The organism is Pseudomonas sp. MBLB4123, assembly GCF_051904775.1.
Lineage (GTDB): Bacteria > Pseudomonadota > Gammaproteobacteria > Pseudomonadales > Pseudomonadaceae > Aquipseudomonas > Aquipseudomonas benzenivorans_B.
Genome location: NZ_CP196711.1, coordinates 2,467,100 through 2,480,498 on the forward strand (window position 1 = coordinate 2,467,100; position 13,399 = coordinate 2,480,498).

The window sequence follows — 13,399 nt, forward strand, 5'->3', positions numbered from 1 at the left end:
CCACGCTGTGCCGATTTCGTCATCACCTCGCACGATTCCCATCAAGCCGGCGCCGCCCTGAAGCGCCAGGCTTAACGGTACCTTTACTGCACAGGTGCCGGCGTCATGAAACGCATCCACGTCATCGACTCACACACCGGCGGCGAGCCTACCCGCCTGGTGCTCGACGGTTTCCCCGACCTGGGCCAGGGCAGCATGGGCGAGCGCCGCCAGCGTCTGGCCGAACAGCATGACCACTGGCGGGCGGCCAGCGTGCTGGAGCCGCGCGGCAACGACGTGCTGGTCGGCGCACTGCTGTGCGAGCCTGTAGACCCCAGCTCCAGCGCCGGGGTGATCTTCTTCAACAACAGCGGTTATCTCGGCATGTGCGGCCACGGCACCATCGGCCTGGTGGCCTCCCTGGCCCACCTGGGGTGCATCCAGCCGGGCCTGCATCGCATCGAGACCCCGGTCGGCACCGTCGAGGCGACCCTGCACGAGGACCGTTCGGTGAGCGTGCGCAACGTGCCCGCCTACCGCTACCGCCAGGCGGTGCCCCTGGAAGTGCCGGGGCACGGCAAGGTCACCGGCGATATCGCCTGGGGCGGCAACTGGTTCTTCCTGATCGCCGAGCACGGCCAGCGCGTGGCCGGCGACAACCTGGAGGCGCTGACCGCCTACTCGGTGGCCGTGCAGCAGGCCCTGGAGGATCAGGGTCTGCGCGGCGAGGACGGCGGGCCGATCGACCATATCGAGCTGTTCGCCGCCGACGACACCGCCGACAGCCGCAACTTCGTGCTCTGCCCGGGCAAGGCCTACGACCGCTCGCCCTGCGGCACCGGCACCAGCGCCAAGCTGGCCTGCCTGGCCGCCGACGGCAAGCTGGCGCCCGGCGCCCTGTGGCGCCAGGCCAGCGTGATCGGCAGCCAGTTCGAGGCCAGCTATGAGCGACAGGACGACGGCCACATCGTCCCGACCATTCGCGGCCGCGCCCATCTCAGCGCCGAGGCCACCCTGCTGCTGGAGGACGACGACCCCTTCGCCTGGGGTATCCGCGGATGAATGCCGAGGCCATCGTCATCGGCGCCGGCATAGTCGGCAGCGCCTGCGCCCATGAACTCGCCCGTCGTGGCCTGGACGTGCTGGTGCTCGACAGCCGGCGCGGCGGCGCCACGGCGGCGGGCATGGGCCACCTGGTGGCGATGGACGACAACCCGGCGGAGCTGGCCCTGAGCCGCTACTCCCTCGAGCTGTGGCGCCAGTGGGCGCCGCATCTGCCGGCCGACTGCGCCTACCACGGCTGCGGCACCCTGTGGCTGGCGGCCAGCCGCGAGGAGCTGGACGCCGCCGAACACAAGGGCCAGGCCCTGCGCGAGGCGGGCATCGCCTGCCAGCTGCTCGACGCCGACGCCCTGCGCGAGGCCGAGCCGATGCTGCGCCAGGATCTGACGGGCGCACTAAAGGTCGCAGGCGACGCCATCCTCTACGCGCCGAATGCCGCGCGCTGGCTGCTCGAACAGGGCGGCGGGCGCATCCGTCAGCAGTGCGCCCAGGTCAGCGAAATCGACGGCAGGCGCGTGCGCCTGGCCGGCGGCCAGTGGCTCACCGCCGAGGCGGTGGTGCTGGCGGGCGGCATCCACGCCGGCGAGCTGTGCCCGCAGCTGCCGATCCGGGCGAAGAAGGGCCACCTGCTGATCACCGACCGCTACCCCGGGCGCATCCGGCATCAGCTGGTGGAACTCGGCTATGCCGCCAGCGCCCATGCCAGCAGCGGCAGCTCGGTGGCCTTCAATGCCCAGCCGCGGCCGACCGGGCAGATCCTGCTCGGCTCCTCGCGGCAGTTCGACAGCCTCGACCCCGCCGTCGAGGGCCCGGTGCTGGCGCGCATGCTGGCGCGCGCCCTCGACTACCTGCCGGGGCTGGCGAGCATGAACGCCATCCGCAGCTGGACCGGCTTTCGCGCCGCCAGCCCGGACGGCCTGCCGCTGCTCGGCCCGCATCCGCAGCAAGCCGGGCTTTGGCTGGCCGTCGGCCACGAGGGCCTGGGCGTCACCACCGCGCCGGGCAGCGCCCGGCTGCTCGCCGCCCAGCTGTGCGGCGAGCGCCCGGCCATCGACCCCGCGCCCTACCGGCCCGAACGTTTCGCTCAGCACCCCACCGCCCTGGAGCCAACCCCATGATCGAACTCAGCCTGGATGGCCAAGCCCTGCAAGTAGCCGCCGGCTGCACGGTGGCGGCGGCCCTCTGCCTCGGTGGCGACGGCAGCAGCCGCACCTCGGTCGGCGGCCGGCGCCGCGCGCCGCTGTGCGGCATGGGCGTGTGCCAGGAGTGCCGGGTGAGCATCGACGGCCGGCGCCGCCTGGCCTGCCAGACCCTGTGCCAGCCCGGCATGCGGGTGGAGACCCGGCCATGATCCGCGACTTCGACCTGCTGATCGTCGGCGCCGGCCCCGCCGGCATGGCCGCGGCCCTGGCCGCCGCACCCAGTGGCGCGCGCATCGGCGTTATCGACGACAACCCGGCGCCGGGCGGGCAGATCTGGCGCGACGGCGTGCAGGCCCGGCTGCCGGCCAGCGCCAGGCGCCATCGCGAGGCGCTGGCGGCGGCGGGCAACATCCGGCTGTTCGCGTCCACCCGGGTGCTGGCCATCGCCGGCCCACGCCGGCTGCTGCTGGAGGACCACAGCAGCGCCTGGCAGGCGCGCTACGCCAGGCTGGTCCTCTGCACCGGCGCCCGCGAGCTGCTGCTGCCCTTCCCCGGCTGGACCCTGCCCGGGGTCACCGGCGCCGGCGGCCTGCAGGCGCTGATCAAGGGCGGCGTGCCGGTGGCCGGCGAACGCCTGGTGGTCGCCGGCAGCGGCCCGCTGCTGCTGGCCAGCGCCGCCACCGCCAAGCAGGCCGGCGCCCGGCTGCTGCGCATCGCCGAACAGGCGCCCCTCAGCGCCCTGGCGGCCTTCGCCGCGCAACTGCCGCGCTGGCCCGGCAAGCTGCTGCAGGCCGCCCGGCTGTTCGACCACCACTACCGCAGCGGCAGTTACGTGCTCGCCGCCCTCGGCCGCGAGCGCCTGGAGGGCGTGCGCCTGTGGCAGAACGGCAAGGTAGTGGAGATGGCCTGCGAACGTCTGGCCTGCGGCTTCGGCCTGGTCCCCAACACCCAGCTCGGCCAGGCCCTGGGCTGCGACCTGAGCGACCGGGCCATCGCCGTGGATGCCTGGCAGGCCTGCAGCCTGGACGGCCACTACGCCGCCGGCGAGTGCACCGGCTTCGGCGGCAGCGAGCTGGCCCTGGTCGAGGGCGCCATCGCCGGCCACGCCGCGGTCGGCGAGCTGGACCGGGCCCGTGCCCTGTGGTCGCAACGGCGCCGTTGGCAGGCCTTCGCCGCCCAGCTGGGCCGGCGCTTCGCCCTCGACCCGCGACTCAAGCGCCTGGCCGACGCCGACACCCTGCTGTGCCGCTGCGAGGACGTACCCTATGGCGAAGTTGCCGGGCGCAGCGGCTGGGTCGAGGCCAAGCTGCACAGCCGTTGCGGCATGGGCGCCTGCCAGGGACGCATCTGCGGCGGCGCCAGCCAGTTCCTGTTCGACTGGCCGGCGCCGGCACCGCGCACGCCGCTGTCGCCGGCGCGCATCGACAGCCTGGTGCAGCTGGCCGAGCCCTCGGCAACGGACGCTGCGCTTCCCTGATACCGCCGGCGCATCTTAGAGTAGGACCGCCCTCGCCCAGGCGAGCGCCCCACTCAGCCTGCCTGGACCCTCTGCCCCGATGCTGCCCCCGCCCCCCGAACACCTGCTGCCCCCGCCCTGCGACCTCGACGAGCTGCTCGGCAGCCTGCAACTGATCCTGCCGCTGCTCGACGCCATGCCCGGCGTGGTGTTCTTCATCAAGGACACCGAGGCACGCTACGTGCTGGTCAACCAGACCCTGGTGCAGCGCTGCGCCCTCAAGGAGCGTGACGCGCTGCTCGGCATGACCGCCGAACAGGTGTTTCCCTCGCGCTTCGGCCCGCGCTATACCGAGCAGGATCGCCGCGTGCTGCAGGGCGGCGCGCCACTGCGCGACCAGCTGGAGCTGCACCTCTACCCCGGTCGCGAGCCCGGCTGGTGCCTGACCCACAAGCTGGCCCTGCGCGACCGTGACGGCGCGATCATCGGCATGGCCGGCATTTCCTACGATCTGCAGGCGCCCCAGGCCAGCCACCCGGCCTACCAGAAGCTGGCGGCGGTGGACGCCCATATCCGCCTGCACCATGCCCAGCCCATCGCGGTGAAGGACCTCTGCGCCATCGCCGGCCTGTCGGTGGCCCAGCTGGAACGCCTGTGCAAACGCATCTTCGGCCTCAATCCGCGGCAGATGATTCACCGCGCGCGCCTGGGCTCCGCCTCCCAGCTGCTGACCGGCGCGCTGCCGATCACCGAGATCGCCCTGCGCTGCGGCTACACCGACCACAGCGCCTTCAGCCGCCAGTTCAAGGCCCTCACCGGGCTGTCCCCCAGCCAGTACCGCGAGCGCCAGCGCAACCTTTAACACGCCACTGCCCGCATTGCGGGTCCGCCTCGCCGAGTGGCTGTTACCCCTAGGTGTCACCTAAGGGTGCAGGGCGAGCCGCCCTGCTTCCTTCTGTGACATCTCCGCCCCCTTCTGCACCGCCTCGGCCATCCCCAGCGGCTCCAGCGCTGGCTTGCGCGACCTCCTCGTTGCCCCCGGCGACACCCATGAATGGCGGGCTGCAGCCCGACGAGCAGCACTCGACGACACGCCCAGGAAGCTGAGACCGGTTCTTGGCACAGCGAGTGCATATTTAATATCGTATACGAAATCATCAATACGAAAGACGCGATATCCAGACAACGCTCCCCCAACCGAAACGAGGCCCCTATGAAAACTCCAACAATTGCCGTAGCCCTCACCGCCGTCCTGAGCACCTGCGTCACCGGCCTGGCCCAGGCCGACAAACTCGACGACATCATCGAATCCGGCAAGCTGCGTTGCGCCGTGACCCTGGACTTCCCGCCCATGGGCTTCCGCGACGAAGGCAACAACCCGGCCGGCTTCGACGTGGACTACTGCGCCGACCTGGCCAAGGTCCTGGGCGTGACCCCGGAGGTGGTGGAAACGCCCTTCCCCGATCGCATCCCGGCGCTGATCTCCGGCCGCGCCGACGTCATAGTCGCGTCCACCTCCGACACTCTGGAACGGGCCAAGACGGTCGGCATGACCGTGCCCTACTTCGCCTTCCAGATGGTGGTGCTGACCCGCGAGGACAGCGGCATCGGCAGCTACCAGGACCTCAAGGGCCGCCCGGTCGGCAACACCAGCGGCACCTACGAGGCCATCGCCCTGGAGAAGGACGTGAAGGGCTGGGGCGGCGGCAGCTTCCGCGCCTACCAGAGCCTCAACGACACCATCCTCGCCGTGGCCCAGGGGCATATCGACGCCACGGTGGTGACCAATACCGTCGCCGCCTCGACCCTCAAGTCCGGCAAGTACAAGGGCCTGAAGATCGCCGGCGACGCGCCCTACACCATCGACTACGTGTCCCTGGCGGCCAAGCGCAGCGAGTACGGCCTGCTCAACTACATGAACCTGTTCGTCAATCAGCAGGTGCGCACCGGCCGCTACCAGGAGCTGTGGAACAAGTGGGTCGGCGAACAGATCGCCCCGGTCAACCTGGCCGTACCGGGCGTGTACTACTGAGCCACGCGCCGCACGCGCTGAACCCACACCTACCAATCGACGTGCGACCCGCGGGTCGCACGGGAGCTACAGATGCCTGATCTGTCGATACGAGCGCGCAGCCTGGTTGCCGGCGCCGCGCAAGGCGAATTGCTGTATGCCGACGTCGGCCTGAGTTTCTGGGGCGGGGTCGACCCCTTCAGCGGCGAGGTGATCGACCGCCATCACCCCCTGAGTGGCCAGGTCATCGCCGGGCGCGTGCTGGCGCTGCCCAGCGGCCGCGGCTCCTGCACCGGCAGCAGCGTGCTGCTGGAACTGACTCTCAACGGTCATGCGCCCGCCGCCCTGGTGGTGGCGCGCCCCGAGGAAATTCTCAGCCTGGGCGTGCTGGTCGCCCGGAGCCTGTTCGAGCGCGGCCTGCCGGTGGTCTGCGTCGGCGAGGAGGCCTTCGCCAGCCTGCGCGGCCACCGCTTCGTGCGCATCGAAGGTAACCAGCTCAACACTTATGACTCGCCTCCCGAGGACGGCTGGCGCCCGGCGCCACTGGACGCCGTCCAGCAGCCGGGCAGCCGCAGCCCCGTGAACCTGAGCGACCAGGACCGCGCCCTGCTCGACGGCAGGCACGGCAAGGCCGCCCAGGTGGCCATGCAGATCGTCCTGCGCATGGCCGAACTGCAAGGCGCCCGCGAGCTGATCGATATCGCCCAGGCGCATATCGACGGCTGCATCTACACCGGCCCGGCCAGCCTGCGCTTCGCCCGCCAGCTGCTGGACTGGGGGGCCGCGGTGCGGGTGCCGACCACCCTCAACGCCATCTCTGTGGACCAGCGCCGCTGGCGCGCCCAGGGCATCGACCCGGCCTTCGGCGAGCCGGCCAGCGCCCTGGGCGACGTCTACATGGCAATGGGCGCGCAGCTCAGCTTCACCTGCGCCCCCTACCTGCTGGACAGCGCGCCCAAGGCCGGCGAGCAGCTGGTCTGGGCCGAGTCCAACGCGGTGGTGTACGCCAACAGCGTGCTGGGCGCGCGCACCCAGAAGTACCCCGACTACCTGGACATCTGCATCGCCCTGACCGGCCGCGCGCCGCTGAGCGGTTGCCACCTGGAGGAAGGCCGTCTGGCCAGCCTGCTGGTCGAGGTGAGGCTGCCGGAGCAGCTGGACGATGCCTTCTATCCGCTGCTGGGCTATCACCTCGGCACCCTGGCCGGCAGCCAGATCCCCGTGGTCTGCGGCCTGGAACAGGCCGCCCCGAGCCTGGACGACCTCAAGGCGTTCGGCGCCGCCTTCGCCACCACCTCGGCCGCGCCGATGTTCCACATCGCCGGGGTGACCCCGGAGGCCGCGAGCGCCGAACAGGCCCTGGGCGGTATGCCGCCGCAGCGGGTCCTGCGCCTCGGCCGCAAGGACCTGCTCGCCAGCTGGCGCGAGCTGAACAGCGCCGAAAGCCCCGAGCTGGGCCTGGTGTCCCTGGGCAATCCGCACTTCTCCTTGAGCGAATGCGCCAGGCTGGCCGCCCTCTGCGCGGGCCGCCGCAAGCACCCGGACGTGGCCCTGATGATCACCCTCGGCCGCCAGGTGCATGACCAGGCCTGCGCGGCCGGCCATGTCGCCACGCTGGAGGCCTTCGGCGCGCAGTTCGTCACCGACACCTGCTGGTGCATGCTCGGCGAGCCGCTGCTGCCGGTGGCGGCCACGACCCTGATGACCAACTCCGCCAAGTACGCCCACTACGCCCCGGGCCTGGTCGGCCGCAAGGTGCATTTCGCCGGCCTGGCGGCCTGCGTCGAGGCCGTCTGTACGGGCCAGGCCAACGGCGCACTGCCGGCCTGGCTGAACCCGGTCACCCCCAGCCAAGGAGCCGCTTGAGCCATGTTCGACTACAGCTTTCACTGGCGCTCGGCCTTCAAGGCGCTGCCCGACATGCTCGGCGGCGCCTGGGTCACCTTCGAGACCGCCGCCCTGTCGATGATCTTCGGCGTGTTGATCGCCCTGTGCCTGTGCCTGATGCGGCAGATGAAGAACCCGCTGACCCGCGGCTTCGCCGAGGCCTGGGTGTCGGTGGCGCGCAACACGCCGTCGCTGTTCCAGATCTACCTGCTGTATTTCGGCCTCGGCTCCTTCGGCCTGCATATCAGCTCCTGGGCCGCGCTGCTGGCCGGGATCACCTTCAACAACGCCGGCTACCTGGCGGAGAACTTCCGCGGCGGCCTCAAGGCCGTGCCGGAGACGCAGATGCGCGCGGCCCGTTCGCTGGGCATGAGCGCGTTCAAGGCCTACCGCCTGATCGTCGTGCCGCAGCTGCTGCGCATCGTCTTCTACCCGCTGACCAACCAGATGGTCTGGGCGGTGCTGATGACCTCCCTGGGGGTCATCGTCGGCCTGAACAACGACCTCACCGGGGTCACCCAGGACTACAACGTGAAGACCTTCCGCACCTTCGAATACTTCGCCCTGGCGGCCGTTCTCTACTACCTGATCGCCAAAGCCATAGTCCTGGCCGCTCGCCTGCTCGGCTGGCGCCTGTTCCGCTACTGAGAGAGCCATGGCCATGTTCGCTACCAGCCTCACCTCGACCGACCTGCTGTTCCTGTTGCAGGGCGCCTGGACCACCATCCTGCTGACCCTCGGCGCGATGCTGCTGGGCACCCTAGGCGGCGTGCTCTGCGGCCTGCTGCGGGCCACCCTGCCGCGCGCCAGCCTGCCGCTGGCCTGGCTGCTGGATGTGTTTCGCAGCGTGCCACTGCTGATCCAGTTCGTCCTGTTCAATTCACTCAAGAGCATCGCCGGCCTGGACTGGAGCGCCTTTTCCGTCGCCTGCGGGGTGCTCGGCGTGTATGCCGCGGCCTATTGCACGGAGATCGTGCGCAGCGGCGTACTGGCGGTGTCGCCCAACGTACGCCGCGCCGCCCGCTCGCTCGGCATGAGCTACTGGCAGGACCTGCGCCATATCGTGCTGCCCATGGCCACCCGGGTGGCCTTTCCCGGCTGGCTGAACCTGAGCCTGTCGGTGATGAAGGACACCGCCCTGGTCATGTGGATCGGCATCATCGAGTTGCTGCGCGCCTCCCAGACCATCGTCACGCGCATACAGGAGCCGCTGCTGGTGCTGTGCATCGCCGGGCTCATCTACTACTTCATCAGCCTGGTGGTGGCTCGCCTGGGCAACCAACTGGAGAAAAGGTGGCAGGAAAATGATTGAGATCGACAACGTACACAAATCCTTCGGCGACCTGGACGTGATCAAGGGCGTCAGCCTGACCGTGGACAAGGGCGAGGTGGTGTCCATCATCGGCGGCTCGGGTTCGGGCAAGTCGACCCTGCTGATGTGCATCAACGGCCTGGAGTCGATCAAGCAGGGCAGCATCCGCGTCGACGGCACCGAGGTCCACGCCAAGGCCACCGACCTCAACAAGCTGCGGCAGAAGATCGGCATCGTGTTCCAGCAGTGGAACGCCTTCCCCCACCTGACCGTGCTGGAGAACGTCATGCTGGCGCCACGCAAGGTGCTCGGCCAGAGCCAGCAGGAGGCCGAGGCCATGGCGGTCAGGCAGCTCACCCACGTCGGTCTGGGCGACAAGCTCAGGGTGTTCCCCGGCAAGCTCTCCGGCGGCCAGCAGCAGCGCATGGCCATCGCCCGCGCCCTGGCCATGTCGCCGGACTACATGCTGTTCGACGAGGCCACCTCGGCGCTCGACCCACAGCTGGTCGGCGAGGTGCTGGACACCATGCGCCTGCTCGCCGAGGAAGGCATGACCATGGTCCTGGTGACCCACGAGATCAGCTTCGCCCGTGAGGTGTCCGACCGCGTGGCGTTCTTCCGCAACGGCCTGGTGCACGAGATCGGCACGCCCGAGCAGGTGCTGGGCAATCCGCAGCGCGCGGAAACCGCCGACTTCCTCAAGTCCGTGCTCTAGGAGGCCAGGATGCGTTCATCGAAGATCATCCATGTGGTCAGCTGCCACGCCGAGGGCGAGGTGGGTGACGTGATAGTCGGCGGCGTCGCGCCACCACCCGGCGACACGCTCTGGGCGCAGTCGCGCTGGATCGCCGAGGACCAGCGGCTGCGCAACTTCGTGCTCAACGAGCCGCGCGGCGGGGTGTTCCGTCACGTCAACCTGCTGCTGCCGGCCAAGGACCCGCGGGCGCAGATGGCCTGGATCATCATGGAACCGGCCGACACCCCGCCGATGTCCGGCTCCAACTCGCTGTGCGTGGCCACCGTGCTGCTGGAGAGCGGCATCCTGCCGATGACGGAGCCCGAGACCCGCCTGGTGCTGGAGGCCCCCGGCGGCCTGATCGAGGCGGTGGCCCAGTGCCGCGACGGCAAGGTCGAGCGGGTCGAGGTGAAGAACCTGCCGTCCTTCGCCGACCGGCTGGACGCCTGGATCGAGGTGGAGGGCATCGGCTCGCTGCAGGTGGACACCGCCTACGGCGGCGACAGCTTCGTCATCGCCGACGCCCGGGCCCTGGGCTTTTCCCTGGGCGCCGATGAGGCCGCCGACCTGGCCGCCATGGGCCTGAAGATCACCCGCGCGGCCAACGAGCAGCTGGGCTTCGTCCATCCGCTGAACCGCGACTGGGAGCATATCTCCTTCTGCCAGCTGGCCGGCCCGCTGCAACGGCAGCAGGGCGTGCTGAGCGCCGCCAACGCCGTGGTGATCCGCCCGGGCAAGGTCGACCGCTCGCCCACCGGCACCGGCTGCTCGGCGCGCATGGCGGTGCTGCACGCCAGGGGCCAGCTGGCGGTGGGCGAACGCTTTATCGGCCGCTCGATCATCGGCTCCGAATTCCACTGCCGCATCGACAGCCTCACCGAGGTGGCTGGGCGCCCGGCGATCATCCCCTGCCTGTCCGGCCGGGCCTGGATCACCGGCACCCACCAGCACCTGCTCGACCCCAGCGACCCCTGGCCGACCGGTTACCGCCTCTCGGATACCTGGCCGGTCGAGCCGAAGCGCTAAACCCTACTTTTTGAAGAGTTGAAAACCGCCGCCTCGCCGGCGCCATGAACCGAACCTAGGCCCAACCAATGGCAACAAGGGTTTATAACGGCCTTTTATTTTCGTATACGAAATACTTTTAATCTGCCCAGGAGGCGACAGCATGAACAGCACCATCTTCACCGGCACCATCCCCGCCCTGATGACCCCCTGCACCGCCGAGCGCAAGCCGGACTTCGACGCCTTGGTGCGCAAGGGCCGCGAAATGATCGAAGCCGGCATGAGCGCGGTGGTCTACTGCGGCTCCATGGGCGACTGGCCGTTGCTCACCGAGGCCGAACGCCAGGAAGGGGTGGCGCGCCTGGTCGCCGCCGGCATCCCGACTATCGTCGGCACCGGCGCGGTGAACAGTCGCGAAGCAGTATCCCACGCCGCCCACGCCGCCAAAGTCGGCGCCCATGGCCTGATGGTCATCCCCCGCGTGTTGTCCCGTGGCGCTTCGCCGGCCGCCCAGGAAGCGCATTTCTCCGCCATTCTCGAAGCGGCGCCGCAGCTGCCGGCGGTGATCTACAACAGCCCGTACTACGGCTTCGCCACCCGCGCCGAACTGTTTTTCAAACTGCGCCGCCAGTACCCCAATCTGATCGGTTTCAAGGAATTCGGCGGCGCCGCCGACATGCGCTACGCCGCCGAGCACATCACCTCGCAGGATGACGAAGTGATTCTCATGGCCGGTGTCGATACCCAGGTCATGCATGGCTTCGTCAATTGCGGTGCGACCGGCACCATCACCGGTATCGGCAACGTCTTGCCGCGCGAAGTGCTGCAGCTGGTCGAACTGAGCAAGCAGGCCGCCAAGGGCGACGCTATTGCCCGCCGCCGCGCCCTGGAGCTGTCCGAGGCGCTGAACGTGCTGTCGTCTTTCGACGAAGGCACCGACCTGGTTCTCTACTACAAACACCTGATGGTGCTGGGCGGCGACCAGGAATACGCCCTGCACTTCAACGCAACCGATGCGCTCAGCACCGCCCAACGTCACTACGCCGAGACCCAGTACCAGCTGTTCCGCCAGTGGTACGCCAACTGGTCGGCCGAACAGAACCTCGCCTGATCGCCGTGCTTCGGCCGGGTGCTTCCAGCGAATCCGGCCGATCCGCCAAGCAATAGCCGAACTCAACCCAACATTCCGTACCTGTTTATAGGCCCCAACAGGAGCTAACAATGCCCGCTACCATCGGCCACAACTTCATCGCCGGCGGCCGCAGCGCCGCCGGTGAGGTCATCCTGCAGAGCCTCGACGCCACGACCGGCGAGGCGCTGCCCTACAGCTTCCACCAGGCCACGCCGGCCGAGGTGGACGCCGCCGCCCGGGCCGCGGCCGCCGCCTATCCGCTATTTCGCAGCCTGGCGGCCGAGCGCCGCGCCGAGTTCCTCGAGGCCATCGCCGCCGAGATCGACGCCCTGGACCAGGACTTCGTCGAGCTGGTGTGCCGCGAGACCGCCCTGCCGGCGGGCCGCATCCAGGGCGAACGCGGCCGCACCAGCAACCAGCTGCGCCTGTTCGCCCGGGTGCTGCGGCGGGGCGATTTCCATGGCGCGCGCATCGACCGCGCGCTGCCCGAGCGCCAGCCGCTGCCGCGCCCGGACCTGCGCCAGTACCGCATCGGCCTCGGTCCGGTGGTGGTGTTCGGCGCCAGCAACTTCCCCCTGGCCTTCTCCACCGCCGGCGGCGACACCGCCGCGGCGTTGGCCGCCGGCTGCCCGGTGGTGTTCAAGGCCCACAGCGGGCATATGGCCACGGCAGAACTAGTCGCCCAGGCGGTCATCCAGGCGGCGGAGAAGACCGGCATGCCGACCGGGGTGTTCAACATGGTCTACGGCAACGGCGTGGGCGCCGACCTGGTCCGGCACCCGGCCATCCAGGCCGTCGGCTTCACCGGCTCGCTCAAGGGCGGCCGGGCGCTGTGCGACCTGGCGGCGGCGCGGCCGCAGCCGATCCCGGTGTTCGCCGAGATGAGTTCGATCAATCCGGTGCTGCTGCTGCCCGAAGCCCTGAAGCAGCGCGGCGCGCAGATCGCCGGCGAGCTGAGCGCCTCGGTGGTGCTGGGTTGCGGCCAGTTCTGCACCAATCCCGGCCTGCTGATCGGCATCCGTTCGGCCGAATTCGGCGCCTTCGTGCAGGGCCTGGCCGCCCGGATGGCCGAGCAACCGGCCCAGACCATGCTCAACGCCGGCACCCTGCGTAGCTACGAGCAAGGCGTGGCGGCGCTGCAGGGTCATCCGGGCGTGCGCCACCTGGCAGGTCGCGCGCAGGCCGGCCGGCAGGCGTGGCCACAGCTGCTGCAGGCCGACGCCCGCCTGCTGCGCGAGGGCGACCCGCTGTTACAGGAGGAAGTCTTCGGCCCCACGACCATCGTCGTCGAGGTGGCCGACATGGCCGAGCTGACCCAGGCCCTGCATGGCCTGCACGGGCAGCTGACCGCCACCCTGATCGCCGATCCGGCGGACCTGGACCACTGTGCACCACTGCTGGCGCTGCTGGAGCAGAAGGCCGGGCGCCTGCTGCTCAACGGCTACCCGACCGGGGTCGAGGTGGGCGACGCCATGGTCCATGGCGGCCCCTACCCGGCCACCTCCGATGCCCGCGGCACCTCGGTCGGCAGCGCGGCGATCGAGCGCTTCCTGCGCCCGGTCTGCTACCAGAACTGCCCGGACGCGCTGCTGCCGGCCGCCCTGCAGAACGCCAATCCCCTGGGCATCGCCCGCCTGGTGGACGGTGAGACCACGCGGCAAGCCCTGCCCTGAAAGC

At 69.9% G+C, this 13,399-nt stretch carries 13 protein-coding genes; all 13 read left to right on the forward strand.

Annotation, left to right across the window (positions count from 1 at the left end):
* The first annotated feature begins 105 nt into the window (after positions 1 to 105).
* The 13 genes from ACSX1C_RS11395 to ACSX1C_RS11455 all read left to right on the forward strand — a co-directional run bounded on the left by ACSX1C_RS11395 (position 106) and on the right by ACSX1C_RS11455 (position 13,395).
* Positions 106 to 1,041, forward strand: a complete 936-nt coding sequence (locus ACSX1C_RS11395; RefSeq protein ID WP_439886233.1) for a 4-hydroxyproline epimerase — start codon at positions 106 to 108, stop codon at positions 1,039 to 1,041.
* Positions 1,038 to 2,159, forward strand: a complete 1,122-nt coding sequence (locus tag ACSX1C_RS11400) for an NAD(P)/FAD-dependent oxidoreductase (RefSeq protein ID WP_439886234.1) — start codon at positions 1,038 to 1,040, stop codon at positions 2,157 to 2,159. The genes ACSX1C_RS11395 and ACSX1C_RS11400 overlap by 4 nt, the downstream gene beginning before the upstream one ends.
* A complete protein-coding gene (locus tag ACSX1C_RS11405) occupies positions 2,156 to 2,392 on the forward strand; it encodes a (2Fe-2S)-binding protein (protein ID WP_439886235.1) in 237 nt (78 codons plus the stop codon). The genes ACSX1C_RS11400 and ACSX1C_RS11405 overlap by 4 nt, the downstream gene beginning before the upstream one ends.
* Positions 2,389 to 3,660, forward strand: a complete 1,272-nt coding sequence (locus ACSX1C_RS11410; protein WP_439886236.1) for an FAD-dependent oxidoreductase — start codon at positions 2,389 to 2,391, stop codon at positions 3,658 to 3,660. The genes ACSX1C_RS11405 and ACSX1C_RS11410 overlap by 4 nt, the downstream gene beginning before the upstream one ends.
* Positions 3,661 to 3,739: 79 nt before the next feature.
* Positions 3,740 to 4,501 (forward strand): helix-turn-helix domain-containing protein, encoded by a 762-nt coding sequence (locus ACSX1C_RS11415; RefSeq protein ID WP_439886237.1) that lies wholly within the window; start codon positions 3,740 to 3,742, stop codon positions 4,499 to 4,501.
* Positions 4,502 to 4,852: 351 nt separating this feature from the next.
* Positions 4,853 to 5,671: an ABC transporter substrate-binding protein gene (locus tag ACSX1C_RS11420; protein ID WP_369959904.1), complete on the forward strand. Its 819-nt coding sequence runs from the start codon at positions 4,853 to 4,855 to the stop codon at positions 5,669 to 5,671.
* Between the two features lie 72 nt (positions 5,672 to 5,743).
* Positions 5,744 to 7,516 carry a cis-3-hydroxy-L-proline dehydratase gene (gene lhpI / locus ACSX1C_RS11425; protein WP_439886238.1) on the forward strand — a complete coding sequence of 591 codons (1,773 nt, stop codon included), beginning with the start codon at positions 5,744 to 5,746 and terminating at the stop codon, positions 7,514 to 7,516.
* Positions 7,517 to 7,519: 3 nt separating this feature from the next.
* Entirely contained in the window at positions 7,520 to 8,185 is a 666-nt protein-coding gene (locus ACSX1C_RS11430) for an amino acid ABC transporter permease (RefSeq protein WP_439886239.1), read from the forward strand.
* 13 nt (positions 8,186 to 8,198) lie between these two features.
* On the forward strand, positions 8,199 to 8,849 hold the full coding sequence (locus ACSX1C_RS11435) for an amino acid ABC transporter permease (RefSeq protein ID WP_318646296.1): 651 nt from the start codon (positions 8,199 to 8,201) through the stop codon (positions 8,847 to 8,849).
* Entirely contained in the window at positions 8,842 to 9,564 is a 723-nt protein-coding gene (locus ACSX1C_RS11440) for an amino acid ABC transporter ATP-binding protein (RefSeq protein WP_439886240.1), read from the forward strand. The genes ACSX1C_RS11435 and ACSX1C_RS11440 overlap by 8 nt, the downstream gene beginning before the upstream one ends.
* A gap of 9 nt (positions 9,565 to 9,573) precedes the next feature.
* Positions 9,574 to 10,611 (forward strand): trans-3-hydroxy-L-proline dehydratase, encoded by a 1,038-nt coding sequence (locus tag ACSX1C_RS11445; protein ID WP_439886241.1) that lies wholly within the window; start codon positions 9,574 to 9,576, stop codon positions 10,609 to 10,611.
* Positions 10,612 to 10,753: 142 nt separating this feature from the next.
* Complete coding sequence (locus ACSX1C_RS11450; RefSeq protein WP_439886242.1) at positions 10,754 to 11,701, forward strand: dihydrodipicolinate synthase family protein; 948 nt, start codon at positions 10,754 to 10,756, stop codon at positions 11,699 to 11,701.
* A 110-nt stretch (positions 11,702 to 11,811) separates the two neighbouring features.
* Entirely contained in the window at positions 11,812 to 13,395 is a 1,584-nt protein-coding gene (locus ACSX1C_RS11455; RefSeq protein ID WP_439886243.1) for an aldehyde dehydrogenase (NADP(+)), read from the forward strand.
* The last annotated feature ends 4 nt before the right edge of the window (positions 13,396 to 13,399 follow it).

What these genes read in the sequence shown, in the direction of transcription:
- ACSX1C_RS11400 (WP_439886234.1), top strand. Translation starts at nt 1,038, where the DNA reads ATGAATGCCGAGGCCATCGTCATCGGCGCCGGCATAGTCGGCAGCGCC.
- ACSX1C_RS11435 (WP_318646296.1), top strand. Translation starts at nt 8,199, where the DNA reads ATGTTCGCTACCAGCCTCACCTCGACCGACCTGCTGTTCCTGTTGCAG.
- ACSX1C_RS11455 (WP_439886243.1), top strand. Translation starts at nt 11,812, where the DNA reads ATGCCCGCTACCATCGGCCACAACTTCATCGCCGGCGGCCGCAGCGCC.
- ACSX1C_RS11445 (WP_439886241.1), top strand. Translation starts at nt 9,574, where the DNA reads ATGCGTTCATCGAAGATCATCCATGTGGTCAGCTGCCACGCCGAGGGC.
- ACSX1C_RS11440 (WP_439886240.1), top strand. Translation starts at nt 8,842, where the DNA reads ATGATTGAGATCGACAACGTACACAAATCCTTCGGCGACCTGGACGTG.
- lhpI (WP_439886238.1), top strand. Translation starts at nt 5,744, where the DNA reads ATGCCTGATCTGTCGATACGAGCGCGCAGCCTGGTTGCCGGCGCCGCG.
- ACSX1C_RS11410 (WP_439886236.1), top strand. Translation starts at nt 2,389, where the DNA reads ATGATCCGCGACTTCGACCTGCTGATCGTCGGCGCCGGCCCCGCCGGC.
- ACSX1C_RS11415 (WP_439886237.1), top strand. Translation starts at nt 3,740, where the DNA reads ATGCTGCCCCCGCCCCCCGAACACCTGCTGCCCCCGCCCTGCGACCTC.
- ACSX1C_RS11450 (WP_439886242.1), top strand. Translation starts at nt 10,754, where the DNA reads ATGAACAGCACCATCTTCACCGGCACCATCCCCGCCCTGATGACCCCC.
- ACSX1C_RS11430 (WP_439886239.1), top strand. Translation starts at nt 7,520, where the DNA reads ATGTTCGACTACAGCTTTCACTGGCGCTCGGCCTTCAAGGCGCTGCCC.
- ACSX1C_RS11405 (WP_439886235.1), top strand. Translation starts at nt 2,156, where the DNA reads ATGATCGAACTCAGCCTGGATGGCCAAGCCCTGCAAGTAGCCGCCGGC.
- ACSX1C_RS11420 (WP_369959904.1), top strand. Translation starts at nt 4,853, where the DNA reads ATGAAAACTCCAACAATTGCCGTAGCCCTCACCGCCGTCCTGAGCACC.
- ACSX1C_RS11395 (WP_439886233.1), top strand. Translation starts at nt 106, where the DNA reads ATGAAACGCATCCACGTCATCGACTCACACACCGGCGGCGAGCCTACC.